Source organism: Serratia nematodiphila DZ0503SBS1 (genome assembly GCF_000738675.1).
Lineage (GTDB): Bacteria > Pseudomonadota > Gammaproteobacteria > Enterobacterales > Enterobacteriaceae > Serratia > Serratia nematodiphila.
Genome location: NZ_JPUX01000001.1, coordinates 1,902,817 through 1,929,225, shown reverse-complemented (window position 1 = coordinate 1,929,225; position 26,409 = coordinate 1,902,817). Strand labels below are relative to the sequence as shown.

Annotated in this window: 23 protein-coding genes; 10 read left to right on the top strand and 13 right to left on the bottom strand. The window is 59.2% G+C overall.

Features of this window, described 5'->3' with window-relative positions:
- Positions 1-2 precede the first annotated feature (2 nt).
- From JL05_RS08835 to JL05_RS08805, 7 genes are all read right to left on the bottom strand, one after another.
- Positions 3-1,382, bottom strand: a complete 1,380-nt coding sequence (locus JL05_RS08835) for an efflux transporter outer membrane subunit (RefSeq protein ID WP_033632202.1) — start codon at positions 1,380-1,382, stop codon at positions 3-5.
- On the bottom strand, positions 1,379-3,337 hold the full coding sequence (locus tag JL05_RS08830) for a MacB family efflux pump subunit (protein WP_033632201.1): 1,959 nt from the start codon (positions 3,335-3,337) through the stop codon (positions 1,379-1,381). Before JL05_RS08830 ends, JL05_RS08835 begins: the two co-directional genes overlap by 4 nt.
- The gene (locus JL05_RS08825) at positions 3,327-4,454 is read right to left on the bottom strand and encodes an efflux RND transporter periplasmic adaptor subunit (RefSeq protein WP_033632200.1); all 1,128 of its coding nucleotides are present in this window, start codon (positions 4,452-4,454) and stop codon (positions 3,327-3,329) included. The genes JL05_RS08830 and JL05_RS08825 overlap by 11 nt, the downstream gene beginning before the upstream one ends.
- Before the next feature lie 40 nt (positions 4,455-4,494).
- Positions 4,495-6,624 carry a peptidase domain-containing ABC transporter gene (locus JL05_RS08820; RefSeq protein WP_033632199.1) on the bottom strand — a complete coding sequence of 710 codons (2,130 nt, stop codon included), beginning with the start codon at positions 6,622-6,624 and terminating at the stop codon, positions 4,495-4,497.
- A gap of 19 nt (positions 6,625-6,643) precedes the next feature.
- A complete protein-coding gene (locus tag JL05_RS08815) occupies positions 6,644-7,588 on the bottom strand; it encodes a lysophospholipid acyltransferase family protein (RefSeq protein ID WP_033632198.1) in 945 nt (314 codons plus the stop codon).
- Positions 7,588-8,253: a DsbA family protein gene (locus tag JL05_RS08810; protein ID WP_033632197.1), complete on the bottom strand. Its 666-nt coding sequence runs from the start codon at positions 8,251-8,253 to the stop codon at positions 7,588-7,590. Before JL05_RS08810 ends, JL05_RS08815 begins: the two co-directional genes overlap by 1 nt.
- Positions 8,254-8,430: 177 nt before the next feature.
- Positions 8,431-8,634 (bottom strand): DUF4762 family protein, encoded by a 204-nt coding sequence (locus tag JL05_RS08805; protein WP_033632196.1) that lies wholly within the window; start codon positions 8,632-8,634, stop codon positions 8,431-8,433.
- Positions 8,635-9,059: 425 nt separating this feature from the next.
- Here JL05_RS08805 and JL05_RS08800 point away from each other — a divergent pair, with 425 nt between their 5' ends.
- The 3 genes from JL05_RS08800 (at position 9,060) to lldD (ending at position 13,069) form a co-directional block, all read left to right on the top strand.
- Positions 9,060-9,980, top strand: a complete 921-nt coding sequence (locus tag JL05_RS08800; RefSeq protein ID WP_033632195.1) for a LysR family transcriptional regulator — start codon at positions 9,060-9,062, stop codon at positions 9,978-9,980.
- A 323-nt stretch (positions 9,981-10,303) separates the two neighbouring features.
- Positions 10,304-11,887 (top strand): L-lactate permease, encoded by a 1,584-nt coding sequence (locus tag JL05_RS08795; RefSeq protein ID WP_033632194.1) that lies wholly within the window; start codon positions 10,304-10,306, stop codon positions 11,885-11,887.
- 42 nt (positions 11,888-11,929) lie between these two features.
- Positions 11,930-13,069 (top strand): FMN-dependent L-lactate dehydrogenase LldD, encoded by a 1,140-nt coding sequence (gene lldD, locus JL05_RS08790; RefSeq protein WP_033632193.1) that lies wholly within the window; start codon positions 11,930-11,932, stop codon positions 13,067-13,069.
- Position 13,070: 1 nt separating this feature from the next.
- Here lldD and JL05_RS08785 read toward each other — a convergent pair whose 3' ends face one another.
- Complete coding sequence (locus JL05_RS08785) at positions 13,071-13,880, bottom strand: MoaF C-terminal domain-containing protein (RefSeq protein ID WP_033632192.1); 810 nt, start codon at positions 13,878-13,880, stop codon at positions 13,071-13,073.
- A 36-nt stretch (positions 13,881-13,916) separates the two neighbouring features.
- A complete protein-coding gene (locus JL05_RS08780) occupies positions 13,917-15,182 on the bottom strand; it encodes an MFS transporter (protein ID WP_050501231.1) in 1,266 nt (421 codons plus the stop codon).
- Positions 15,183-15,851: 669 nt separating this feature from the next.
- On the opposite strand from JL05_RS08780, the gene JL05_RS08775 reads away from it, so the two are divergent.
- Positions 15,852-16,769 carry a TIGR03571 family LLM class oxidoreductase gene (locus tag JL05_RS08775; RefSeq protein ID WP_033632190.1) on the top strand — a complete coding sequence of 306 codons (918 nt, stop codon included), beginning with the start codon at positions 15,852-15,854 and terminating at the stop codon, positions 16,767-16,769.
- 158 nt (positions 16,770-16,927) lie between these two features.
- A complete protein-coding gene (locus JL05_RS08770; protein WP_004931737.1) occupies positions 16,928-17,359 on the top strand; it encodes a VOC family protein in 432 nt (143 codons plus the stop codon).
- Between the two features lie 6 nt (positions 17,360-17,365).
- Here JL05_RS08770 and JL05_RS08765 read toward each other — a convergent pair whose 3' ends face one another.
- On the bottom strand, positions 17,366-18,910 hold the full coding sequence (locus JL05_RS08765) for a BCCT family transporter (RefSeq protein WP_033632189.1): 1,545 nt from the start codon (positions 18,908-18,910) through the stop codon (positions 17,366-17,368).
- Positions 18,911-19,068: 158 nt separating this feature from the next.
- Here JL05_RS08765 and betI point away from each other — a divergent pair, with 158 nt between their 5' ends.
- Complete coding sequence (gene betI / locus JL05_RS08760) at positions 19,069-19,665, top strand: transcriptional regulator BetI (protein WP_033632188.1); 597 nt, start codon at positions 19,069-19,071, stop codon at positions 19,663-19,665.
- A gap of 15 nt (positions 19,666-19,680) precedes the next feature.
- Here betI and JL05_RS08755 read toward each other — a convergent pair whose 3' ends face one another.
- Positions 19,681-21,450 carry an ABCB family ABC transporter ATP-binding protein/permease gene (locus JL05_RS08755; protein ID WP_033633586.1) on the bottom strand — a complete coding sequence of 590 codons (1,770 nt, stop codon included), beginning with the start codon at positions 21,448-21,450 and terminating at the stop codon, positions 19,681-19,683.
- A 180-nt stretch (positions 21,451-21,630) separates the two neighbouring features.
- Here JL05_RS08755 and JL05_RS08750 point away from each other — a divergent pair, with 180 nt between their 5' ends.
- Positions 21,631-22,488 carry an AraC family transcriptional regulator gene (locus JL05_RS08750; protein WP_033632187.1) on the top strand — a complete coding sequence of 286 codons (858 nt, stop codon included), beginning with the start codon at positions 21,631-21,633 and terminating at the stop codon, positions 22,486-22,488.
- A 34-nt stretch (positions 22,489-22,522) separates the two neighbouring features.
- Here JL05_RS08750 and actS read toward each other — a convergent pair whose 3' ends face one another.
- Positions 22,523-23,272, bottom strand: a complete 750-nt coding sequence (actS, locus tag JL05_RS08745; protein ID WP_025304102.1) for an amidase activator ActS — start codon at positions 23,270-23,272, stop codon at positions 22,523-22,525.
- A 188-nt stretch (positions 23,273-23,460) separates the two neighbouring features.
- On the bottom strand, positions 23,461-24,090 hold the full coding sequence (gene ycaC, locus JL05_RS08740) for an isochorismate family cysteine hydrolase YcaC (RefSeq protein WP_033632185.1): 630 nt from the start codon (positions 24,088-24,090) through the stop codon (positions 23,461-23,463).
- 165 nt (positions 24,091-24,255) lie between these two features.
- Between ycaC and JL05_RS08735 the strand changes: the two genes are divergently transcribed.
- The 3 genes from JL05_RS08735 (at position 24,256) to JL05_RS08725 (ending at position 26,317) form a co-directional block, all read left to right on the top strand.
- Positions 24,256-25,146 (top strand): LysR substrate-binding domain-containing protein, encoded by an 891-nt coding sequence (locus JL05_RS08735; protein ID WP_016929954.1) that lies wholly within the window; start codon positions 24,256-24,258, stop codon positions 25,144-25,146.
- Positions 25,147-25,273: 127 nt separating this feature from the next.
- Positions 25,274-25,843 carry an HdeD family acid-resistance protein gene (locus tag JL05_RS08730; RefSeq protein WP_004931723.1) on the top strand — a complete coding sequence of 190 codons (570 nt, stop codon included), beginning with the start codon at positions 25,274-25,276 and terminating at the stop codon, positions 25,841-25,843.
- A 135-nt stretch (positions 25,844-25,978) separates the two neighbouring features.
- A complete protein-coding gene (locus tag JL05_RS08725) occupies positions 25,979-26,317 on the top strand; it encodes a hypothetical protein (protein WP_015378954.1) in 339 nt (112 codons plus the stop codon).
- Positions 26,318-26,409: the final 92 nt, after the last annotated feature.

The following is a 26,409-nucleotide window of genomic DNA, read 5'->3' as shown; positions in this document are numbered from 1 at the left end:
GCTTATTCTCCTTGCCCCGATGCGAAAGCCTCGTTGCCGCCCAGTGCCAGCCAGAGCTGCATCGTGGCGTTCAGGTAGCGATATTGCAGCGCCGACAGCAAATTTTCGCTGGTCAACACGGCCTCTTGCGCATCCAGCAGCGTTTGCAGCGCGACGGAACCGGCCTGATATTGATGCCGCGCCAACGCCACGGCTTGTCGGCTCATCGCCAGATGCCGCCGCTGGTTGCCGATTTGCCGCTGTGCTTCCAGACGTTGTCGCATGGCGTTGTCCACATCGGCCAGCGCGCGGTAGACCGCATCGCGAAATTGAATCTCCGCCCGCTGCGCCTGCAACGCCGCTTTGTCGCCGGACAAACGCATCTTGCGCCATTCGATAAGCGGCAGCGTCAACGTTGCGCCCAGCGAACGCGAAGGTTCACTGAACCACCGGCGGAAAAGCCCGCTGCCGGCATCCAACCCAGCCTCCAGACTCAGCGCCGGATAAAAACTCAATCTGGCCGCCTCCGCACCGGCCAGCGCCGCTCTCAGGCGGCGCTCTGCTGCCTGAACATCCGGCCTGCGCGCAATCACCTTCGCCGGCTGGCGCTGTACGACAGCCACCTCTTCAAGCGGCAACGAACGCCGTTCGCTATAGCGCAGCAGCGGCGATCGCCCGAACAATAACGCCAACGAGTTACGCGCATCTTCCCGCTGTCGCTCCAGCTCATGCAGCTGATTCTCTCGTGCCAACAGACGTTGTCCCGCCTGCAACAGTTCGAATTGGCCAACGTCGCCAGCGGTGTGACGAGCCGTCACCAGCCGCAAAGTTTCACACGCGATCGCCAGCGCCTGTTGCTGATAGGTGACTTGCTGATTCAAATCGGCAATCTGCCAATACCCGCGCGCGGTCGCACCGATCAAGGTCAACGCGGTATTGCGCCGGTCCAACTCCGAGGCGGCGGCCAGCCATTCGGCCTGTTCGCGAATACGTGCCAGCTTGCCCCATAAATCCAGCTCATAGCTCAGAGAAAGCCCCGCACGGTAGCTTTCCTGCGGCGTATCCGTGCTCCGCAACGTTCGGGTATTGCGGCCGCTCAGGCTGGCGGCCAGATCCGGCGTCAAATTGCCCTGCGCTAATCCGGCCTCCAACACGGCCTCGCGCCACTGCAATCCGGCCAGCGCCAGATCCTGATTCGCGATCAGCACGCCATCGATCAGCGCGGACAGTTGCGGATCATTGAAGTTTTCCCACCAGGCGATGCCCGCCCGCAGTGAACCGGAACGTTCATCGACCACACGCCACTGCAGCGGCAGCGACGGTGGCGACGTGGGGTCGATCGGCCGCCATCCGCAGGCGCTCAGCGACAGCATCACCAGCCCGCAAACCAGAAGTCGGCTCATTCTCGCGCCAGCGCCTCCACCGGCTGCAGGCGCGCGGCGGTGCGAGCGGGAAAGAACCCAAACCCGACACCGATCAACGCCGAGAATCCGCAGGCCAGCAGCAACGGCGGCCAGGTAAAGATCATCGTTACCTGCGGCGCCAATCCGCTCAGAGCCCCTTTAACCAGCGCGGCGCAGGCGATCCCCAACACGCCCCCCAGGCTGCAGATCACCACCGCCTCAATTAAAAACTGCCGCATAATGTCCTTCTCAGCGGCGCCCACCGCCAATCGAATGCCGATCTCATGGGTCCGTTCCGTCACCGAGACCAGCATGATGTTCATTACCCCCACGCCGCCCACCAGCAGCGAGATGGCAGCAATCGCGGTAATCAGCAACTGCATGGAGTCTGAAGCACGCTGAATGGATTGCGTCAGCTGATCGTCGGTCAGAGTGAAGAAATCCCGCCGCCCGTGTTCCACCATCAAACGCCGGGTCACCCCCCTCCCCGCCTCTTCCAGCGTCAGTTTTTCATTCACTCGCATCACAATGGATTCCAGCGGCATATCGCCGGCGATGCGACCAGTCAGGGAGGTATAGGGCAGCCAGGCAAGCGGTTGAGAACCGGCATATTGGGCGCCGCGGCGTTGCGCGACGCCGATCACCCGATAAGGCACACCCGTTATCAGCAACACCGCGCCCACCGGATCTTGCCGGGAAGAAAACAGAGCCTGCTTTAACAAGGGATCAATTACCGCCACCGGTGCGCGCTCACTCAGATCCTGCGCAGTAAACAGGCCACCGGAAAGCAGCCGAATGCCCTGCGTGCGGAAATACCCCTCGCCGACGCCCATCACGGCGAGCGGCACCTGCTTGCCTTCGCGCACGGCCGACAGTTGAGTGCTGATAACCGGCGAGATGCTGTCGACGTAAGGCATCTCCGCCAGCAATGCAGCATCGCGCGCGCTCAGCGAACGCGCAAAATCGGGACGCGATTTTTCCCACCCGAGGCCAGGGCGAATCTCCAACGTGCTGGAACCGAGCTGGCTGATTTCCCTGAGAATGCTTTGACGCGTGCCTTCACCGATGGCGATGGCGGAAACAACCGCCGCAATGCCGATGATGATGCCGAGCATCGATAATAATGCCCGGACCCGATGCCCTAATAATGCCCGCCAAGCCATGCCGAGCGCCTCTCGCAGCGCCGCCCAAGGGCTCATGCGTTTCAGCGGCGCAGCCAACGCCAGCGGCCTCTCGAACGCAAAACGCTGTCGGGCGGCATCATGGCAACGATCCGCCACGATCTCGCCGTCGCCGATCTCAATGATCCGCCGTGCCTGCTCGGCGATCCGCCGATCGTGTGTCACGATGACCACGGTATGCCCGATCGCGTTCAGCTCATGCAAAATGGCCATCAACGCCTGACCGCTGGCGCTATCCAGCGCGCCGGTCGGTTCATCGGCCAAAATGATTTCCGCACCGTTCATCAGGGCGCGTGCAATACTGACCCGCTGCTGTTGCCCACCTGAAAGCTGCGCCGGGCGATGACCGCCGCGCTGCGCCAACCCGAGCCGAGTCAACAAATGCGCTGCCCGCTGGCGACGCTCTGCGGCCGGCATGGCGGTATACAGCGCCGGGATCGCCACATTCTCGCCGGCGGTCAGGTAAGGCATCAGATGATAGCGCTGGAAGATAAAGCCGATATGCCGGCTGCGAAGCTGCGCCAGGCGATCGCCGTCGGCTTGCCCAATAGCCACCCCGTTGATGTGCACTTCGCCCTGAGAAGGCTTGTCCAGACAGCCGATAATGTTCATCAGCGTCGATTTTCCAGAACCGGAGGCGCCGACGATAGCGACCATTTCTCCCCGCTGAATGCTCAGGGAAACGCGCTTGAGGACCGCAATTTTCAGCTCTCCGGCTTGAAACTCGCGCGAAACGTTATCCAAAACGATAATGGGATCCGTGCTAGCTGACATGGCCGTCCTCCGCATCAGGCTGCTGCTCCAGCAGCACCCGTTCCCCTGCGTTCAGCCCTTCCAGCACTTCGGCATAGCGACGATCGCGGGTGCCGATACGTACTCGGCGTACCACGGTCTGCTCACCTTCCAACACCTTGACCTGGTAACCCCCTTCATCCAATGCCGCGCCCAGCGCAGCCATCGGCACCCGCACCACTCCCTGTGCGCGTTCGGTAATGATAACTACCTGCGCCGTCATCGAGGTGCGCAGTCGACGTTCGCCATTGGCGACGGCAAACACGCCGTTGTAATACACCGCCGCCGTTTGCTGGCTTGAATTCCTGCCCAGTGGGTCGGTTTCCAGCGCCTCCGCCGGTGCCTGCTGTATCGCGCCCATGGCCCCCTCATATCGGCGGCGGGGATCGGCGGCGACGTAAAACCACAGCGGCTGCCCCGTCTTCACCTGCAAGATGTCATTTTCCGATATGCGGGTATGCACCATCATCGTATCCACGTCTGCCATCACTAAAATGGTCGGCGCGCTTTGCGACGAGACGATGGTTTGCCCTTCCTGAGTGACGATGCCCAGCACCTCGCCGTCGATAGGGGCAGTAATACGGGTAAAAGCCAGATTGGCCTTGGCGGTTTCCTGCGCCACTTCGGCCTGGACGATCTGCGACTCGTTCACTTTCAACTGCGCCAGTTGCGCGTCGCGCTGCGCCTGCGCTTTTTCCAAATCGCTGGCCACGCCGGCGCGGTCGCGCGCTAGCGCCCTTTGCCGCGTCAGCTCCAACTGGTACTGCTTGAGCTGCGCCTGACTCGCCAATTTCTGCGCCTGCGCGCTGCGTAATTCAGCCTGCGACTTGCGCAGTTCGTTAAGTTGCAACGTCGGATCTATCTCGGCCAACAGCTGGCCCTGAGCCACTCTGTCCCCCTGTTTAACATACAGTTTTTTCAGTTGGCCGTTGACCTGCGCGCCAACGTTCACCTGCCGGGCCGGTTTCAAAATGCCGGTAGCCAACACGCTTTTTTCGATGTCGCCGCGATCGACGCGCGCCGTCTGCGGCACTTCGGGCTCAGGGGAGCGATTCAACAAAGATAGCCCGCCCAACAACAGCGTCAGCAAGACAACCATCAGCCATGCCGCTTGTCCCCAGCGTCTCTTTCCAGCCACGTCACCCTGCCTCAGCACAATCATTTGCCCTGGCATCGACGGTGACTTCAGCCACCAGCCTGCCCTGAGACATGCGCAGCACCCGATCGAACAACGGCAACAGCCGCGGGTTATGCGTCACGGTCACCAGGGTTTTACGGTTTTCGCGGCAATGCGCCACCAGAGCCGACATCACAGCCGCCGCAGTCTTTTCATCCAGATTCGCCGTTGGCTCGTCCAGTACCAACACCGGGCAACGGCTATACATGGCGCGTGCCAGCAACAGACGCTGCCGCTGCCCCAGCGACAGCCCGGCATGGCTCTCCCGTACCAGGGCGTTCACGCCGCCCGGCAGCTGCGCTACCGCGTCCGCCAGCCCCAAGCTGCGCAGCGCCTGTTCCACCTGCCGTTGCTGGCCCGGCGCCGACGGCGCGAACAGCGTGATGTTCTGCAACACAGAGGCATTGAACAGAATGTCCTCCTGGCTTTGCAGGAAGAACAGCCGCTGCGCGGCGGCGTTTGCCAGTGTGCGCCCATCCAGACTCAGCTCCCCCTGCTGCGGCGTCAGCAGACAGGCGAGCACCTTCAGCAAGGTGCTCTTGCCCGCGCCGGAACCGCCGCAGATGGCGATGCACTCGCCCCGTTCCAGCGTCAGCGACAGGTCGCGCAAAACCGGTTGGCCGGCGTCGTAAGCGAAGCTCACCCCCCGATACGCCAACTGCACATCAAAATGGTTCACGCTTTCGTCGCCAGACCCGGTACGCAGAGATACGGCAGGAAACAGATCCCGCGCACGTTCATCGATAACGTGCAGTTGGTTTTTCTGCAGGACGGCAAAAAAGATCTTGCTGGTGTAAGAGGTAAAGATTTCGCGCAGAAAACTGTAGGCGAAGAAGGCCCCCAGGCTGAGCTCGCCCCCTTTGAGCAACGGCAACGCCAGCAGCATGAACACCACCATTTCCAGGCTGCCAATCAGTTGATAAATGCTGCCCTTGACCTGCTCATAGATTTTTTGCCGCTGCAGGCAGTTGAACAGCGAACGGGCATATTCGGCGAACCCTTCCTGCCGCTGGCCAGCCAAACCGGCGGACTTGATGGTCGAAAACCCTTGAATGGTTTCCAGAATAAAATCATTCTGCGCCGCCCCTCTCACCTGCAACTGCTGGGTGAAGTGGCGATCGCGATAAATGGCCCAAACGCTGACCGCCCCCATCAGCAGCATGCCGACAACCGGCACCAGCGCCAGCATCGGGCTCAAATAGCCCATCACCGCCAGTGCGATAGCTCCGATGATCCAGTCGGTGCGCAGGCCGTTATCCAGTTCGATTTTCTGGCCGGCGGCCATCTGCCAGCTGGTGAAACGGCTGAAAATCTCGCCGGGCGCGCGCTTGCTGAAGAAATTCAGCGAATTTTCCAACAGGCGGGAAAAGCCGGCGGCGCCGTGCAGCAACACGAAGTTTTTGATAAAACGCTCGGTGATGATGCGCGCCATCAGAGCCAGCGCCGTGGATGCCACAAACGCCAGCAGATAGTAGGCGTAAGGGAATGCGATCTCACCAGCCATGGCGAACACCTGATTGATCGCGCTGGCGACCATCATCGGCATGATGAACAGCGTCAGCGAGATAAGAAACGTCATCGCCGCCAGGCGATAAATGCCGGCGATGCCGGCGGTATCCTTCAGGCTTAAACTGGCGAAAGCGCCCCGTCGGCGGCTCCGCACGGCGGGGGCGGGGGCGGTGGACGGTAAATCGTCGCGATCGAGCACCAATGCGTAGCCGCTGATTTCCGCTTTCAGGGCGGCGTAGGGCAGCAGCTGTTGCCCCAACGCCGGATTCATTACGCAGACGTAACCGCCCTGACGATATGCCAGCAGTACATAGTGGCCCGCGCCGTAATGCAGAATCGCCGGTAAAGGCAGCGCCGCCAGATCCCGGTGCTCGAACGCCACCGGATAAGCCGGCAACGCCAGCTCCCCTAAAATGGCGCACAGCGTCGCCAGCGAAGTGCCGTGTTGCGAAGCGGGGTAACGCTCACGCAGTTCCGTCAATGGCACGCGAACGCCCTGCGTTTCCGCCAGCATGGCGATGCAGGCCAGCCCGCACTCATTGATTTCGTTCTGCAAGACCGGCGTAGGGAGGGTGTTTTCCATGCGTAGTGATATCCCTGACTTATTCGTTGATAAAAAATAAAGAGTGCGAATGCCACAGCAGCCAATCATCCGCATGTCGCCGCAGGGTGCGCTCGACGATTTCCGGCACGGCGCAGCCGACCTGCTCCGTGGCAATCGGTTCCTCTATGTGAATACGAACGCCGCGATCGTAATAAAGCGAATAGCACACCACCCGAGCCCGCATCGCCCGGGATAATCGAACGATGCCGCTGTGCAAATGCGCCGGCCGGTTGAACAAACGGCAAGCCAGTTTGGCCGAGGCGTCCCGGGTGCTGTTCAAGGTGTAATCCGGCGTGATGTCCGGGAAGAGGATGATATTGCGCCGATGCTCCGTCGCCTCCAGCAGCACCTGCGACAAGGTGCCGGCAATATGCCGGGGATCGTCGTGAATCGAGCAATAGTCTAGCCGCTGCCGCCATTCCCCCTCAGGCGCTCGCCGCGCCAACGTCTGCGCGTCGCCGGAAACGATCACCGTTGCCCGCCCGGGATAAACGCCCGCGCCGACCAGCGTCGCCAACACGTCGGAAACCGTGTGCATCGGCGCCAACAACACCGGCACCCCGGCGCGATGCAGCGGCTCCACCACCTGATTGAGCTGTGAAGTGCACTGCGCCAAATGTTCCATCAACGCGGCGTTGCGGGCCTGAAGCGCCGCCAAATCCAGCCACTGCCGCCGCTGCATCAGCCAGGCGAAGTCCCGCTTGCCCTCCCCCAGCAGGCTTTGGCGATTCGCTTCAGCGACCGCTTGCCGGTGGCGAAAACGGCGTTGCTGCAGACCCCACCTCAACCGCCTCTGCATCTTTAGCCACAGGCGATAATCCATGCGGCGCAGCAGAGCGCACGTCAGACTCCGGCTCACCCCGGTGCGGACAGCCGAGAGACGCGCCACGGCGTCCAGGCCGTTACGCCAGGCCAGATAGCCTCGAACCGCGAGCAGGCGCATCAGGGGGCCAGCGGCTTATCGTGCTGCAACAGCGACAGCAGTTGCTGGCTGAAAGCGGAAAACTCGCGGTCTTGCAACGCCAGCCATTTGCGATTAACGATAAAGCTGGGGGTCGCATTGACCTGGTAATAGCGACTTACCGCCGTCATATACGCCAACAGTTCCTTGACCCGCTCTGAATCTCTGGCCCGCTGATAAGCGGCCTCGTCGATGCCGTTGGCCTCCAACCAGGCGCTGAGCTGCTTTTCATCCGCCAGATTGAGGTTTTCTTTGATAATGGCGCGGTAAGCGGCGGGACGATGCTGCGCCTCGATCCCCATGACCGTCAGGGTGGCGAAGAGGGGCGCAAAGGCCGCCATGCCGGCGTGATCGTCGTCGCTGAGATGCAAACGCACCAATTTGGCACCCGCTGGTAAACGTTTTTCCAGCTCGGCCACGCCGCTCTCATTGACTTCACAATAATGACAGGCGTAAGAGAACACTTCGACAATCGTATTGTCGTCTTGCAACGGGCTTTGCTCGACTTTTTCCGAAGAGAGAAAACTCAGGCTTTCCGCCGCCGGCGAGGCCATAACATAATGCTGGAAATAAAGCGCGGTCAAAAAAGAAGAGGCGAAAATAATAACGAGCGTGTAGCTGATAAAAAGCAAGGGACGTTTATACATAACGGACGCATCCTGCGCATTAATTAATATTCACTTGACAGAGTGAACGTGTGTAAAAAAATTAACACCGTAAATAATAAAAAGCTAAAGACGACTGCTTCACCCGATATCAGGCGGGACAGCGCGAACGCTGCCCGCCTGCCCACCGTTCATCCAAATGCAGGCGGTCTACCCGCCTCAGCTTGGCGTGGTTGGATTAGTCGGGCAGCTCGCAGCAGGTGCCGGCGTATAATACTTTTGCACACCGCCGAACTTATCCGCGCAGGTTTTCACCAGGTTACAGGTTCTGTTGCTGCCGGTTCCCACCCAAGCAAATTCCTTGGAACAAACGAAAGTACCGCCGACGATGTTTTCCGCTTCAGACAGATTGATTTTCTTCATTACAATATCCTTATATATATTAAAATATAAACACACTACCCATCACTCTGCCGGTAAGACAGAGTAATTCTTCAATACATTGAAAAACATTTAATTGATAACAATGAGAGCGCTGCGGGAAAAAGAATAGCCCTCTCGCACAAGCAGATCAATACAATTATTTACACTACGCCGCAGGCTTAGTGGAAGAAGTAACGCTTGATATAAGGACTATTCTAATTTAATTGCTTATAAAAACATGAAAGTTAATTCCACCCCAGGAATAGCCATGATTTATTTGAAGGATAATTCTCAGCTTAAGAGGTAATTAACCAAGAAAATTTCAGATCCGACCAGTTAGCCGGCGCTGGAAACAGGCTGAAAAGATTGCTTCCTGCCGCGCCGGACTTACACTGGGCAACAGGACTCTCACTCTAAGGATGCCCATGCTCGCCACTCACGAATACGCCAACGACCTGATTCTGTTTGCCCTGATTGTCGACTGCGGCTCGTTCAGCAAGGCCGCGGAGAGCGCCGGCATCACCAGCTCGGTGGTCAGCAAACGCATCGGACGGCTGGAAAAATCGCTGGGTGCCCGCCTGCTGTACCGCACCACCCGCAGCCTGACGCTGACCGAAAGCGGCCAGGCGCTCTACCAGCAGGCCAAAGAGATCGGCGCCAAAGTGCAGGAGGCGCTGTATGCCGTCAGCGAAAAGAGCGAAGAGTTGACCGGCACCATCCGTATGTCGGTGCCGACCATTTCGGGCGAGCTGTTGCTGAGCGAAAGCGTGGCGGAATTTTGCGCCCTGCATCCCAGCCTGAAGGTCGAAATGCGGCTGGAAAACCGCTTCGTCGATCTGGTGGAAGAAGGCATCGATCTGGCGATCCGGACCGGCACCATGCCGGATTCCAGCCTGATTGCCCGGCCGATCTTCGATTCCCGCTGGGTGATCGTCTGCTCGCCGGGCTACCTGGAAAGCCACCCGGAACCGCGCAACGCCGACGATCTGCTGAGCCACAACTGCCTGACCTACACCTACCAGGAGAGCGGCACCGCCAACTGGCTGATGAAGCGGCCGGGGCGCAACGACATCTACGAGCTGCAGGTTAACGGCAACCTGTCGGCCAACAATGCGCGGGCGATCCGCAAAGCGGTGATCGGTGGCCACGGCATCGCCATGGTGCCGCGCTGCATGGTGTATGAAGATTTGCAGGACGGTAAACTGACGGAGATCCTGGCCGGCCACTGCGGCAAAGTGCTGGGCATTTACGCCGTTTATCCTTACACCCGCAATCTGCCGTTAAAAACCCGTCTGCTGATCGAACATATCATCGGTTCCTACCAAAATATCAGCCATTATTTTTGAGTTCCCTGCTCTGATTATTTCCCTGCGGCCGTAAAAAGACGCGGGGATTACCGCATTTTTGGACATGAACTATTGAACATTACCGCTTAATTAATGTGAACTCACGCATTCATCACACAAAAACTCTTCCTATCAAACTGATTTTAAAGCAGTTAGCTTAACGCCTCCTGCCGGCCAGTTTCCCTCCGCCGGCGCCGTTCGCCGATGTTAAAAAATTACCGCATGGCATCGTCGCCAACGTTGTGATTAGAATGAAAATGTTGCGGCAATTAACCTTTCAGCTACATATCTCTGCCCATAAAAATAATAACCCTGAGGATCTTATGCCCCTGCTTTTCAGTATTGCGCCCATCGTCCTGCTGATTTGGATGATGACCAAAAGGAATGGCGTGCCCTCTTATCTCGCCCTGCCGCTGACGGCCGCCGTGGTGTATGTCGTACAGCTCCTGTGGTTCGATGCCTCGCTGCGGCTGCTGCATGCCAATATCATCACCGCGCTGGTGTCGACGCTGACGCCGATCACCATCATTGCCGGCGCCATCCTGCTCAACAAACTGATGCAGGTAAGCGGCGCGGAGAACGTGGTGCGCCGCTGGCTGGAAACCATCAGCCCCAATCCCGTGGCCCAGTTGATGATTATCGGCTGGGCGTTCGCCTTTATGATCGAGGGCGCCAGCGGCTTCGGCACCCCGGCCGCCATCGCCGCGCCGATTCTGGTCGGGCTGGGCTTCAACCCGCTGCGCGTCGCCCTGCTGACGCTGGTGATGAACTCGGTACCGGTCTCCTTCGGCGCCGTGGGCACCCCTACCTGGTTCGGCTTTGCCAATCTCGGCCTGTCGGACGCCAGCCTGCTGGAGATCGGCCGGCAAACCGCGCTGATCCACTTCGTCGCCGGCTTCGTCATTCCTCTGCTGGCGCTGCGCTTTATCGTTTCCTGGCAGGATATCCGCCGCAACCTGCCGTTTATCCTGCTCAGCGTGCTGAGCTGCACCCTGCCCTATCTGTTGCTGGCCCAGGTGAACTATGAATTCCCGGCGCTGGTCGGCGGTGCAATCGGCCTGGCGCTGTCGGTGCTGCTGGCGCGCGGCGGTATCGGCCTCGCCCGCGGCGACAAACCGCAGAGCGCCGGGCAGGCGGTGCCGTTCATGCAGGTGGTCAAGGCCATGACCCCGACCCTGCTGCTGATTGCTATTCTGATAGTGACGCGCGTCCACCAGCTGGGCCTTAAAGCGCTGCTCAACAACACCGCGCTGCTGTGGCGGGAAAACCTCGGCTGGCTCGGGGAGCTGCGCATCAGCCGGGCGCTGATCGTCGAACTGCAGCAGGTGCTGGGCACCACCGCCGCCGCCGGCTACAAAACGCTGTATGTCCCGGCGCTGATCCCGTTCCTGTTGGTGGTGCTGCTGTGCATTCCGTTGTTCCGTCTGAATGGCGGCCAGATGCGGCAAATGTTTAGCGAAACCGGCGGGCGCATCGCGCGGCCCTTTATCGCCCTGTTCGGCGCGTTGGTGATGGTCAACCTGATGATGCAGGGCGGCGACAACGCGCCGGTGATCCTGATCGGTAAAGCGCTGGCGGCGCTGACCGGCGACAGCTGGCTGCTGTTCTCGTCGTTCCTCGGCGCGCTGGGCTCGTTCTTCTCCGGCTCCAATACCGTTTCGAACCTGACGTTCGGCGGTATTCAGCAGTCGATCGCCCAGAGCAGCGGCCTCGACGTCAACCTGACGCTGGCCTTGCAGTCCGTCGGCGGCGCCATGGGCAACATGGTGTGCCTGAACAACATTATCGCGGTCTGTTCGATCCTCGGGATCGGCAACGCCGAAGGCAAAATCATCAGAAAGACCGTGCTGCCGATGCTGGCGTACGGCGGGATCGCCGCCGCCATGGCAGCGATCCTCACGCTCTGACCGAACACTCGTTATCGCAAGCAAGACAAGAAGGTAAACACTATGATCATCTCCGCGTCAACCGACTACCGGGCCGCCGCCCAGGCCAAACTGCCGCCGTTTCTGTTTCACTACATCGACGGCGGGGCCTACGCGGAGCATACGCTGAAGCGCAATACCGCGGATCTGGCCGATATCGCCTTGCGCCAGCGCGTGCTGCGCAATATGTCCGAACTCAGCCTGGAGACCACGCTGTTCGGCGAGCAGCTGGCGATGCCGGTGGCGCTGGGGCCGGTGGGGCTGACCGGCATGTACGCCCGCCGCGGCGAAGTGCAGGCCGCGCGCGCCGCGGCCAAAAAAGGCATTCCGTTCACGCTGTCCACCGTGTCGGTCTGCCCGATCGAAGAGGTGGCGCCGGCGATCGATCGGCCGATGTGGTTCCAGCTCTACGTGCTCAAAGATCGCGGTTTTATGCGCAACGCGCTGGAGCGCGCCAAGGCCGCCGGCGTGAAAACGCTGGTGTTCACCGTCGACATGCCGGTGCCGGGCGCCCGTTATCGCGACGCCCATTCGGGGATGAGTGGCCCTAACGCCGCCCTGCGCCGCGTGCTGCAGGCGTTTACCCATCCGCAGTGGGCCTGGGATGTCGGCCTGTTCGGCAAGCCGCACGATCTGGGCAACGTCTCGGCCTACCGCGGCAAACCAACCAGCCTGGAAGACTACATCGGCTGGCTGGGCGCCAACTTCGATCCGTCGATTTCCTGGAAAGATCTGGAGTGGATCCGCGAATTCTGGGACGGCCCGATGATCATCAAAGGCATTCTGGATCCGGAAGACGCCAAAGATGCGGTGCGCTTCGGCGCCGACGGCATCATCGTCTCCAACCACGGCGGCCGCCAACTGGACGGCGTGCTGTCGACCGCGCGCGCCATGCCGGCGATCGCCGACGCGGTGAAAGGCGACATCACTCTGCTGGCCGACTCCGGCATCCGCAGCGGCCTGGACGTGGTGCGCATGATCGCGCTGGGCGCCGACAGCGTGCTGCTGGGGCGCGCCTTCGTCTATGCGCTGGCGGCGGCCGGCGAAGCCGGGGTGGCTAACTTGCTGGATCTGATCGACAAAGAGATGCGCGTCGCCATGACGCTCACCGGCGCGAAAACCATTGCGGAGATCAACGCCGGATCGCTGGTCAGAAACGCCTGAATCAAAGCGGCTGTACCCCTTCCGGGTAGGCGTTGTAGCTCATCTTGCTGATAAACGCCCCGGCCGGTGACACCAACACCCGGCCGGCGGCGTCCAACCCGAGGAAGGTGCCGGTGCAGCGCCCGGAGATAAAGTCGAAGAAGAACACCGAGCACACCGGGATAATCTTTTCCCGGAAGGTGAACAGGAACATCTCGTCCTCAAACTTGTAGTAAGTGGCGTAGTCCATGTCGCCGTGGCCGAATTGTTCGCCGCGCAGGTTTTGCCAGGCGTAGCGCTCGGTGTTGACGTAGAAGTGTTCGTAATAGTGGTTGGGGCTGTAGACATTCAGCGTGCGATAACCGATCAGCTCGCGGGTAAGATGCGGCGCGACGCCGCCCGGCGTGACGCCGTCAATCTGCCCAACGTGGAAGCTTTGCTTAAGGCGAGATCCCTTTTCCACCGTTTGCTCGGGCAGCAACGTGCTGCGCACCAGCAGCGCCCGGCCGCTGTCGCGGTTGAGCACCAGCGTCAGGCATTCGTTGCCCGGCGACTGCAGCGGAATATTGAAGAAATAGCGGGCGGCGGAGGTTTGCACCTCTTCGTAAGCGTCCTCGCCGCTCTCCCCGCCCCAGGCCCACAGCACCCGCTGCCGATCGGCGCTGAAACGCAGCGTGATTTCCCCGCCGTCTTCAAAGGCGATCTGCAACGTTTTGCCGCGCCAGTCCTGAGTACCCGGCAGCCGGTTGGTGTCGATGCCGCGCGCGAAATCGTCGTAATTCTTCCAGTCCGGTTCGGCATTTTGATTCAGTACGGATGGTTCTGCTGACATCTTCGCTCTCCTTGATTGAATGGGATGAAAACCGCCTCAGACGTCGGCGACGCCCGCCGGTTTCACCGCTCGGCGGTTCACCACGGCAGGGGCGGTTTCATCGAGAAAACAACTCAGTACGCCGGCGCACACGGCGCCGGCGGCCGCCAGCCACATCACGCTGACCAGCCCGTAGCGATCGGCGATCAGCCCGGCGATAAACGGCGCCAGGCAGCCGCCAATCACCTCGCCAATTCCCATCACCAGCCCCAACGCGGTCGCGATGCGCGCCGGCGACACCGTTTCAGACGGGATGGTGGCCATAAACAACGTGAAACAGCCAAGGCCGGTATAAGACAGGAACACCAGCACGCACAGTAGCCACGGGTTATCGACGTAGCTCAAAAACAGCGGGCAGCACACCGCCAGCAGCGAAAAGAAGATCAGCGTCGGCTTGCGGCCGAAGCGATCGGAAATCGCCGGCACCGCCACGCCCCAGAACACCCAGGCGGCGCCGATGGCGCTCATGATGCCGCCCATCGTGCCTTCGCCGAAGCCGCGGTCGGTCACCAAAAAGTTGGGGGTGAAGGTAATGATGATCATGAACCAGGTGACGAACACACAGGAGATCAGAATGCACAGCGCCACGTTCTTGATTTTGAATAACTCGCCGTAAGCACCTTTGTTCGCCGCCTTGTCGGCCGCCGGCGCGGCGCTGAAAGCGGGATCCTTTTTGCCGTTCACATAGCGATAGATCAGCCACGCCAGAATGATGCCCGGCACGGCGGTCAGGTGAAACGCCATGCTCCAGCCCCACTTCTGCGCCAGATAGATGATCAGCGGCGGCGCGATAATACCGCCCAGCAATCCCGGCGCCGCCCCCTGGATCAACCCCATGTTGAAACCGCGGCGCTGCGGCTGCGATTTTTCCACCATCAACGACTGTGCGATCGGCAATACCGGCCCTTCGGCGATCCCCATCAACGCCCGGAAGATCAATAGCATGGCAAAGCCGCTGACCAACCCCGACAGCGCGGAGAACAGCGAAAACACCAGGATCGACAGGATCAGCATCGGTTTACGGATATTAAAACGATCGGCTATCGCCCCCAGCCCGGCGCCAGACAGCGCCCAGGTTAACGCCAGCACCGCCGACAGGGTGCCGAGATGCACGTTGCTGAGCTTGAGGTCGGCGGCAATCATCGGAAACAGAAACGAGATGGTCAGACGATCGACGAACACGCAGCCGAAAACGAAAAATAAAATAATCAGCAACCGGTTCTCTTCACTTAATGCGCTGCGAGGCTCTGGCGATGTATTCATAGCGTCATGTGTCCATAAGTTAACTTATGAATGGCAAGCCGCCATGGCATAAGTGTGTTAAGCGCACGGCCAAGAGAGAAATTGGCCCTCCGTCACGACAACAACTCATTAACATGTTAATGACATAAAATTATCGTAAGCCGGCGGTCTGTCAACCGGCGCTTTCTTAGAGACGAATGAAGTTTTTGTTCGGTACTATTTTAAAATCGCATTATCACAAAAAGATATTTTACCTCTCTGTTTTTACAGAAAATAAAATAATAACGGGTATTTTTCTTCGGTTAAAAACGCCTATTTCCACGCCATTTGCGAATAATCTCAACGATCACTCTTCAGGCTTATTAATTTTTTACCCGTATTGAATGAACGCTGGGGAATATTCAGTTTGACTTTTATCTATTGAATCATTTCGTTTTATTTTATTGCCGCACAACAAACTAACTCTTATGAGGGAAAGGCCATTGGCAAAGTTACATAATTTCATCTGGACAATAGCAAAAGCGCAGAGCGTGACGTAAATCACGGCAATCATGCCGTATCCTGCAAGGTAATTATGCTCGCAACAGCAATTATCTATTGCGATTAGGGCTGTTTATCTCAATTAATCGTCATGCAACACTTCGTGCCATCGTTCGACACCGCGCCGCAAGGCCTGAGACGGAGTGACACATGAGCATCGAAAGACTAACCCGGGAGCCGCTTTCCATCGGTATTGAGCTGCCGTTGGACAATGATTGGTCCACCAGTGGGCAGCTGAAACGCCAGCAGGACGGGCGGCCGTTCGGCGTGCCGGACATGAGTGAACACGCTGCGCGCATCAAACTGGCCGATGAGCTCGGCTTTCGCGCCGCCTGGGTTCGTGACGTGCCGCTGTACGATCCTGACTTCGGCGACGCCGCGCAGGTGTTTGAGACCTTTACCTACCTCGGCTACCTGTCCAGCCTGACGCGCAATATTCTACTGGGCACCGCGGCCGTGGTGCTGCCGCTGCGCCAGCCTTGGCTGGTGCGCAAAGCGGCTTCCACGCTGCAAACGCTGAGCGGCGATCGTCTGCTGCTCGGCGTCGCCAGCGGCGATCGCCCCGTGGAGTACCCGCTGTTCGGCGCCGATTACGCCGCGCGCGGTGAAAACTTCCGCACCAGCGTCGGCATTCTCAAAGGTGAAGCCGACAGCGCGCTCCAGCCCGGATTGCGCCTGCTGCCGGCCACGCCGCCGCCGCCGCTGCTGGTCGCCGGGCTGGCGCAACAAACGCCCGAGTGGGTGGGCAAAAATATGGATGGCTGGCTGTCGTATCCCGGCACGCCTGCGGACCACGTTTCGCGAGTCAAACTCTGGCGTAACGTAGCCGGTGACAAGCCCTACGTCAGCTTTATTCATCTCGACCTCACCGATAACGCCGACGCCCCGATTCAGCGCCATCGCTTCGGCATCAAGAGCGGCCGCAATGGATTGATTCAGGAACTGAGCGCCATGCGTGACGCCGGGGTCAACCACATCGGCCTGCATTTCCGCCGCAACCAGCGGCCGCTGGAAGAGACGATGCGGGAGATCGGTCAACTGGTGTTGCCGGAATTCCATCGCGCCTGACGCCCGCTTTAGCCCGCTATTCCGACCTGAGCGGGTCTTTGCCCCGTTACCGGGGCTTTTTTATTTCCGCCGCTGCTAGTTCATAACAACTCAGTCTAATCCCTGCGGCCAAACGGCGGCATGATGACGGGGCAACGAACCACCATGAGGAATGAGCAATGACGGCAAAACTGACAGAAGCGGGCTTTTGGCGCAAAACCGCCGACTCTTCATCGCTGCGCGAGCCGCGCGTGCTGATCCGGGTCTACGTCGACGAAGGCGAGATTGACCGCGCCATCGCATTTTACGAGCGGCTGCACGGCGTGGAAGCGGATATGCGTTTCGACTTTCCCGAACATCGGTTGGTGCTGGCGGCAGTAGGGCCGTTTCTGATCCTGGAGGGCTCGGAAGAAAGCCTGCGTCCTTTCCGCAGCACCGTCGGCACGTTGCTGGTCGATGACATTTATCCTTACCACCAGCGGCTGCTGGCCGCCGGGGCCGATATCTTCTTTGGCCCGGTGGAAGTGCCCACCGGCGCCTGTTTCAATGCGCGCCTGCCGGACGGCACGATTATCGAATACGTGCATCACCGGCCGCGCGCGGACGAATAAGCCGCCTCAAGGGAGCGCCGGCGTCATGGCGTAACCGCGCAGATCCTTGCGCAGGCTGACCATGTACAACACGATCACCGCCGAGAACGGCAGGCCGCACAGCACCACCGCGGTCTGCATCGCGCTGAAACTGCCGGCGTACAGCAACCCGGCGCAGATCAACGTGGTGACCGCCGCCCAAAATACCCGCAGCCAGGCCGGCGCGTCATCGTGGGCGGAACCGCCCTGGCAGGAGAGGTTCGCTATCATCAGCGTGCCGGAATCAACCGGCGTCAGGAACAGCACGAAACTGATCGCTACCACAAAACCGGCGGTCAGCTGGGTATAGGGCAGGTATTCGAACAGCTTGAACACCGCCATCGGCGGATCGCTTTGCGCCACCTGCCCGAGGATCGCCTGCCCGCCTTCCAACACCAGGCTGATGGCGGTATTGCCGAAGATCGACAGCCACGCCAGCGTGAAGCCCAGCGGGATCAGCAACACGCCGAAGATCAATTCACGAATGGTGCGCCCTTTGGAAATGCGCGCGATGAACAGCCCGACAAACGGCGCCCACGCCACCCACCAGGCCCAATAGAACAACGTCCAGGCGCCCTGCCACTGGCGCGCCTTGCCGTACAGATACATATCGAAGCTGCGGCTGACCAGCGAAGTGAGATAATCGCCGAGGTTCTGCAACATGCCGTTGAGCAGATTCAGCGTCGGGCCGGCCAGAAACACGAACAGCAGCAACAGGCACAGGAAGCCGACGTTGATGTTCGACAGCATCGCAATGCCCTTCTCGACGCCAGTGACCGCCGCCAGCGTGGCCACCACCATCATCACCACGATCAGCGCCAGCAGCACGCCGGTGCTTTGCGGAATATCGAACAGATAAAACAGCCCCGAGTTAACCAGCAGCGCGCCGATCCCCAGGTTGGTTACCATCGAAATCACCGTCACCAGAATGCCGAAGCTGTCCACCAGATGGCCGGCGCCGCCGTGGGTGCGCTCGCCGAAGATCGGGTATAACGCAGAGCGCAGCGCCAACGGCAGGCCGCGGCAATAGGCGAAATAGGCCAGCGCGGTGGCGATCAGCGCATACAGCGCCCAGCCGTGCAGCCCCCAATGCAAAAAGGTCAGCGCCATCGCCTGCCGCGCCGCCTGCACGGTGCCGCCGCTGCCTTCCGGTGGCGACAAAAAATGATCCAGCGGTTCATAGGCGCCGTAGTACACCAGCGCAATGCCGATGCCCGACGAGAACAGCATCGCCACCCACGAGGGATAGCTGAACTGCGGCGGTTCGTCATCCTGGCTGAGGCGAATATGGCCGAAGCGCGACAGCGCCAGCCAGAAGACGAACACCATGCAGGCGACCATCAACAGCATGTAGTACCAGCCGAACACGTCGGCGACCCAACTTTGCGCGACGTTCAACCACTGTTTGCTGCCTGCGGGAAACAGCACGACCAGCGATCCCAGCAGCAGGATCACCGCCGCCGAGCCGAAAAATACCGGGACATTCAATCTGACAGGTTCTTCGTCAAGCGATGGAGGAGTTTTTGTTGTCATTGGCAGGCTTCCATGATGCGAAAGACAGACGATTTAAATGCAACTTTTAATTAACATTTTATCGCCATTTATTTGACATTTTCGCAGCATATAGAGTATTGATTGACCGTTCAATCAATCAAATCCAAAGTGTGATTGGCCTATCAGTTGAGGAAAATATGTACCGAAGAGACATTCCGGAGCAGCGTAAGGAGCAGTTGATTAACGCCGCCTTCGAGACCATAAACGTCGTCGGGCTGGCCGGCGTCACCCTGTCTCAGGTCGCGAAAGAAGCCGGGCTGTCGACCGGCATCGTCAGCCACTATTTTGGCGATAAAGAGGGGTTGCTGAGCGCCACCATGCGCAAGATCCTGCGCGATCTGCGCGACGCGGTGGCCGAGTGCCGCGCGCAAGCGGCGAGCGACAGCCAGTCACAGCTGTTCGCCATTATCCAGGGCAACTTCCACCCCAGCCAAACCAACGCCGTGTCCATGCGCGCCTGGCTCGACTTCTGGGCCGCCAGCATGCACCAACCGGTGCTGCGCCGCCTGCAGCGCGCCAACGATCGGCGGCTCTATTCCAATATTTGCTGCCAATTCCGCCGCGAGCTGCCGCTGCAGCAGGCGCGCGACGCGGCGCGCGGGCTGGCGGCGATGATCGATGGGCTTTGGCTGCGCGGCAGCCTGGCCGGCGACGAGACCGACCTAAAGCGGGACTGCCGCATCGCCTGCGACTACGTGGCGCAGCGGCTCAACGCCGCTCAGCCTCTGAGGTGAACGTGAACGGCTCCGTCAGTGCGGTTCCTGCTCTTCGCTGTACTGGGTTTGCCACATGGCGGCGTAGCGGCCGTTCGCGGCCAGCAACGCCTCGTGCCCCCCGCGCTCGACGATCTCCCCCGCCTCCAGCACGATAATTTCATCGGCATCCACCACGGTGGAGAGCCGATGAGCGATCACCAGCGTGGTGTGATTGCGGCTCACCTCGCGCAGGTGCCCCTGGATTTCGCGCTCGGTCTGGGTATCCAGCGCGCTGGTCGCCTCGTCAAACACCAGGATGGCCGGATTTTTCAGAATGGTGCGCGCAATCGCCACCCGCTGCTTTTCCCCGCCCGACAGCTTCAGCCCGCGCTCGCCCACCCGGGTGTCGTAACCGTCGGGCAGACCGACGATAAAATCATGGATATGCGCCAGCCGCGCCGCCCGCTCGATTTCTTCATCGCTGGAGCCGGTTTTGCCGTAACCGATGTTATAACGCAACGTATCGTTGAACAGCACCGTATCCTGCGGCACGATGCCGATCGCCTGCCGCAGGCTGGCCTGGGTCAGTTGGCGAATGTCCTGGCCGTCGAGGGTAATGGCGCCCCCCTGCACGTCGTAAAAGCGAAACAGCAGGCGCGACAGCGTGGACTTGCCCGCGCCGGAGGCGCCGACCACCGCCACCGTGTGGCCCGCCGGAATGGTAAAGCTCACCTGCTTGAGGATCGGCCGGCGCGTGTCGTAACCGAAGCTGACCGCGTCGAACCTCACTTCGCCGCGATCGAGGCGCAGCGGCTGCGCATCCGGGCTATCGACGATCTCACGCGGTTCCTGCAGCAGATCGAACATGTTCTCCATGTCGATCAGCGCCTGGCGCACCTCGGAATAAATAAAGCCGAAGAAGTTCAGCGGCTGATACAGCTGCAGCAGATAGGCGTTGACCAGCACGAAGTCGCCGACCGTCATCGTCCCCTGCGTAATGCCCCGCGCCGCCATGGTCATCATCACGATCAGTCCGATCGAAATAATGGCGGTTTGCCCCAGGTTGATCGCCGTAAAACTGAATTGGTTCTTGATGGCGGCGTATTCGTACAGCCGGCGCGACAGGTCGAAACGCTCGGCCTCGAACTCTTCATTGCCGAAGTACTTCACGGTCTCATAGTTCAGCAGGCTGTCGATGGATTTGCTGTTGGCGTCGGCGTTGGCCTTGTTGAGCTCGCGGCGAAAGCGGGTGCGCCAGCTGACCGCCAGCACGGTGAACAGGATGTAGCAACCGACCGTCGTCAGGATCGCCAGCGCGAACCAGCCGTTCAGCATATGCCACATGATCGCCGTGACCAGCGAGAGCTCGAACAGGATCGGCACGATGGAGAACAGCAGCCGCGACAGCACCGTGGACACCGCCTGAGTACCGCGCTCGATGGACAACGACAATCCGCCGGTCTGGCGCTCCAGATGGAAACGCAGGCTCAGCGCATGCAGCTGGCGGAACACCCGCACGCCCAACAGGCGCGTGGCGTTCTGGCTGACGTGAATAAACATCACGTTGCGCAGTTCCTCAAACAGCGCGCCGCCCACCCGCGCCACGCCGTAGGCGACGATCAGCCCCAGCGGCACCGCCAGCATTTTCGCCGTCTCGCCGCTCAGTGCATCAACCATCGCTTTGTAGGCCAGCGGCACCAGCGTGGTGCTGACCTTGGCCGCCACCATGAATACGAAGGCCACCACCAGATACCAACGCAGCCGCGGGTTATCTTTCGGCCACAGATAGGGCAGCAGGAATTTCAGCAAACGGGAACGATCCATCATGTAATATTCATCTTCTCGGTCGGGATCGCGGCGCACAGCCGCGCGGGGGTTATGAGTTTGGCCTGGCCGGCGGCGAACGCCGCACCATTCCCTTTTCCTGCAGCGATAACTCAGCATCATCCGTCAGGAGAAGCGGCGGCGGCTCGGGCAAAGTTCAGGCATGGAGGAGACAATCACATGACCCAGACGTATGCAAAGCGCTTTGCGCTGGTCTTTGACTATATCGACCGCCACCTGGACGAGGCGCTCACCGTCGAAAAACTGAGCGAAGTGGCCCACTTTTCGCGCTTTCACTTTCAACGCCAGTTTAGCGCGTATTGTGGCATCTCGGTGTGGCGTTATATCCAGTGGATGAGGCTCAAACGCGCCTCGTACCGCCTAGCGTATAACCCGCTGGAGCCGGTGATTGACATCGCGCTGGACGCCGGTTTTCAAAACCCGGAGTCCTTCAGCCGCGCCTTCAAACAGGCGTTCAGCCAAACGCCAAGCCAGTTTCGCAAACGGCCGGCCTGGATCGATTGGCAACAACGCTTTCCCGAGCCGAAACACAAAAGGAAACAACCCATGAAGGTAGACATTGTCGACTTCCCGGCCACGCCGGTGGCGATGATCGAACATCGCGGCCCGTCCGCGCTGGTCAACGAAACCGCCGCACGCTTTATCGAGTGGCGCAAAATCAGCGGCCTGTCGCCGGTCAGAAGCAGCCGCACTTACGGCATCGCGCCGCACGATCCGGCCACCACCGAAGCGCAGGACTTCCGCTTCTTCATTTGCGGCGAGGTCACTACGCCGATCCCGGAGGACAACGCCTTCGGCGTGGTGAACGGCACGCTGCCGGCCGGGCGCTGCGCGGTGCTGCGCCATCTCGGATCGCTGGATGGGCTCTCGGAAAGCGCCCGCTATCTTTACAGCGAGTGGTTGCCGGCCAGCGGCGAGGAGCTGCGCGATTTTCCGCTCTATTTCCACTACCAAAACTTCGTGCACGAGGTGGCGGAATATGAACTGGTGACCGATCTTTATCTGCCGCTGAAATAGCTGACATCCGGCTCCGCAAGGAGCCGGATTGACGTTAACAGGACGGCGACGATCCCTGCGGCGGCAGATAGCGCTGCGGATCGAGCGCGGTGGCGCGATAGCGGATCTGGAAATGCAGGAACACCGAATCGGTGCCGGTGCTGCCCATGGTGCCAATCTTCTGCCCCGCTTTCACATCCTGGCCGTTGCGCACCAACGTAGTGTCGTTGTGCGCGTAGGCGGTAATAAAGTCTTCGCCATGCTTAATCATGATCAGGTTGCCGTAGCCGCGCAGTTGGTTGCCGACGTACACCACTTTGCCCTTGGCGGAAGCATAGATCGGCTGGCCGCGTTTACCGGCGATGTCGATGCCCTTGTTGCCGCCATCGGCATTGGAGTACGCCTGCACGATCCGGCCGCTGGTCGGCCAGCGCCAGCAACGTGCGGCGCCCGGCGGCGGCGTTTGCTTGGCGATCGCGGAGGAAGAAGTTTTACGGCGCGTGGCGGCGGTTTTGGTCGGCGCGCTGCCGCTCAGCCGCAGCTTTTGCCCCACTTCCAGGCTATAAGGAGGGCGTATCTTGTTGATTCTGGCCAGATCGCTGACTTCGCTGTCGGTGATCCAGGCGATGTAATACAGCGTATCGCCCCGTTTGACGGTGTAGGACTTGCCGGTGTAGCTGCCCTTCGGCAGTTTGTCGTAGTCGCGGTTGTAGGTGTTTTTACCCGAACATCCGGCCAACAGCAGCCCCAATGTCAGACACACCGCGATGCGGCGCCACCTCGCCAGCTTGCTTCCTGTGCTCAAATCCTGTCCCCAATCGTCTTTTCGGTTCTGATACGCCTCAGCCGCACAGTGTAACATTTGCGCCGGGTCAGTCAAAAAGCGGGGAAGAGGCAAATATCGGAAAACAGCTGGCGCGGAGGCCGCTGCGGCACGATCGGCGGGAGGAAAAATGGCGCCATAAGGCGCCAAATCATGCAGCGATGCCGGGATTACTGTTTACCTGAGGTCAGCAAACTGAAGCTGGTCATCAGATTGCGATAGTCAGGAATATGTTGAGAGAACAGGTTCCCCAACCCTTCGATATCATTTCGCCAATCGCGGTGCAATTCGCACGCCGCGCCAAACCAACTCATCAGTTGCGCGCCGGCCTGGGACATGCGATCCCAGGCCGCATCGCGCGTAATCGAATTGAACGTGCCGGATGCGTCTGTGATGACGAAAACCTCATACCCCTCTTCCAGCGCAGAGAGCGCAGGAAACGCCACGCAAACCTCGGTCACCACGCCGGCGATGATCAGTTGTTTCTTGCCCGTGGCCTTTACCGCCTTGACGAAATCTTCATTATCCCAGGCATTGATATTGCCGGGACGAGCAATATAGGGGGCGTCAGGGAAAGTTTGCTTTAGCTCTGGCACCAAAGGGCCGTTCGGTCCGTTTTCAAAACTCGTGGTCAGTATTGTCGGTAAATTGAAGTATTTAGCCAGATCGGCCAGCGCCAAAACATTATTTTTGAATTTATCCGGATCCTGATCTCTAACCAGGGACAGTAGCCCGGTCTGATGATCGACTAATAAAACGGCGGCCTGTGTCTTATCTAATCGATTATATTTAAAAGTCATTCCCTTCTCCTTTATCATCAAAATCATCAAATTCCGATCGCCCCATGCATTCCAAGCATGTAGCATACTTTCAAACGCTCCGACATCAGGCTAGCAATGAACCAGCCGGGTAAATAGCACGATTATTGGGAATGAGTGTTTCACCACTGGGAAGGTTAATTTTATATGATAGATTTCAATGAGATGGTTATGTTTGCCAGAGTAGTTGAATGCGGTGGATTTCTTTCCGCCAGTAAGAAGTTTGGTATACCCAAATCGACGCTATCAAGGCGAATATCCAATTTGGAAAAAAGGCTTAATGTCAGGCTTATTCAGCGCTCAACGCGAAACCTCATGGTCACCGATATAGGAAAAGAATATTTTCAGTACTGCCTGCAGATGATTAGCACCGCAGAGAAAGCCGAATGCCTTATTATTAACAAAAGCGAAAAACCCACTGGGAAAATAAAACTGACCTGCTCAAACATTCTCCTGGATCTTGGCCTAACGGAAGTGCTGGCGAGATTCATGCTGCAATATCCCAAGGTCAATTTGCATGTGAAAATATTTAATCGCAACGTGGATATTATTTCTGAAGGGTATGACCTCTCATTAAAACTCATCGCCGATGAGCCCAAAAACAGCAATTTGGTGATGCGTCGAATTTGCGCTGTGCCCACCGCATTTATGGTCGCCCCCTCTGCAGCTATTCAGTACCAAAGTATAAATACGCCCGAAGATCTCTCCAGTTTGCCAACGGTCGGGTGGTTATCGACCCATCTTCAGGCCGCCTGGACGTTTCAACAAGCCGATCGCGAAGTCAAAATAAACAACGAGTCGCGCATGGTGTGCGATGACATTCGCCTGATCAAGGAATCGATCGTAAAAGGCGTCGGTGTTGGCTGCCTGCCGCTGAAATTAGCCCGCCAGGAACTGCTCGACGGCAGCCTGAAAACGCTGCTCGACGACTGGACATTGGAACAACACAAGATTGTCGCGTTTTACCCTTCCAGACAAGGACTCCCTCCTTCGGTAAGGGCGCTGATTGATTTCATCGTTGATGAACTGGCCGAATAACACGCCGCTTCCAAGCATAAACGCCACGCCGGATTTACCGCAGCGATTAAAAAGTGACTACTATAATAGAGCGCTCGGAAAAATAGAGTGCCCCCGAGGATCGCAACAAAGAGAATGGAGCTGTAACATGCTAAACCTTGATCGCAATAATCTGCCCCTCCTGAGCGAAGAACTGCTCAAAAAGCAACGCACCACCCTGCTGATCATCGCCTTCCTGCTGCTGGCGGGCGGCATACTGTGCCTGGTCAACCCTTTCGCCTCCGGCGCGGCGCTGAGCATCGTGGTCGGCGTCCTGCTGCTGTTGAGCGGCGCCGGGCTGATTATCGCCATGATCGCCAACCGGGCGCAGAATACCTGGCCGATGATCGGCGGCATTCTGCTGGGCGTGGCCTACCTGATTATCGGTTATGTGTTCATCACCAGCCCGCTGGCGGGCATTCTGGCGCTGGCGGTGTACCTTGCCGTGCTGTTCGCGCTCGGCGGCATCGCGCGCCTGGCGGCCGGCTATATGCGCCGCGGATTGCCGGGCAACTGGCTGCAGTTCGTCATTGGCGTACTCGATTTGATCATCGCCTGGATGCTGATCGGCTCAGGCCCGGCGGCGTCGGTCACGCTGGTGACGGCGATCGTCGGCATCGAGATGCTGGTCAGCTCCTTTGCGCTGTTCCAGGCGGCGAATCTGTTTAAACGCGCCTGACGCTACCGGCCCGCCATCGCGGGCCTCATCGCTTTTGTTGCTTCCAGACAAAACAAGGCGATACCCCCTCGGCTTGTCCGTGGTTATCTTCATCGGTAAGTGCCAATATAGGCGCAGACAAGGGAGCTGAAACCGATGACAACCCATTCCAACCCGTTGAACTCGCGGGAAGTCTGCCTGCAATTACGCCATTTCAATCAGGTAATCGGGCAACAATGCCGCAATATGGCGCGCCAAAATACCACCTGCCCGTGCTGCCTGACGGACATCGCCACCGGTTGCGACGCCGGTATCAAACTGTGCGGCCAGCAGTTGGCCAAACCCAACCCGCAAACCCCGTTATTCCGGCAGATTCGCAACTTGCTGCTCGATCTGCGCGCAGAAGCGATAGGGGTTCACAGAATAGACGTCCTAAACCGCACCAATAACGAAATATCCTGGCTGTTGCGTGAGCTGTATTTCGAGACGTTCTGATCCCGCGTTTTGTCGGCGCCGCTAAAGCGAAAGCCGAAAGCGAGATACGGGCTTTTGGCGACGCGATCATGTTCATCAATCATTAGCGTCAC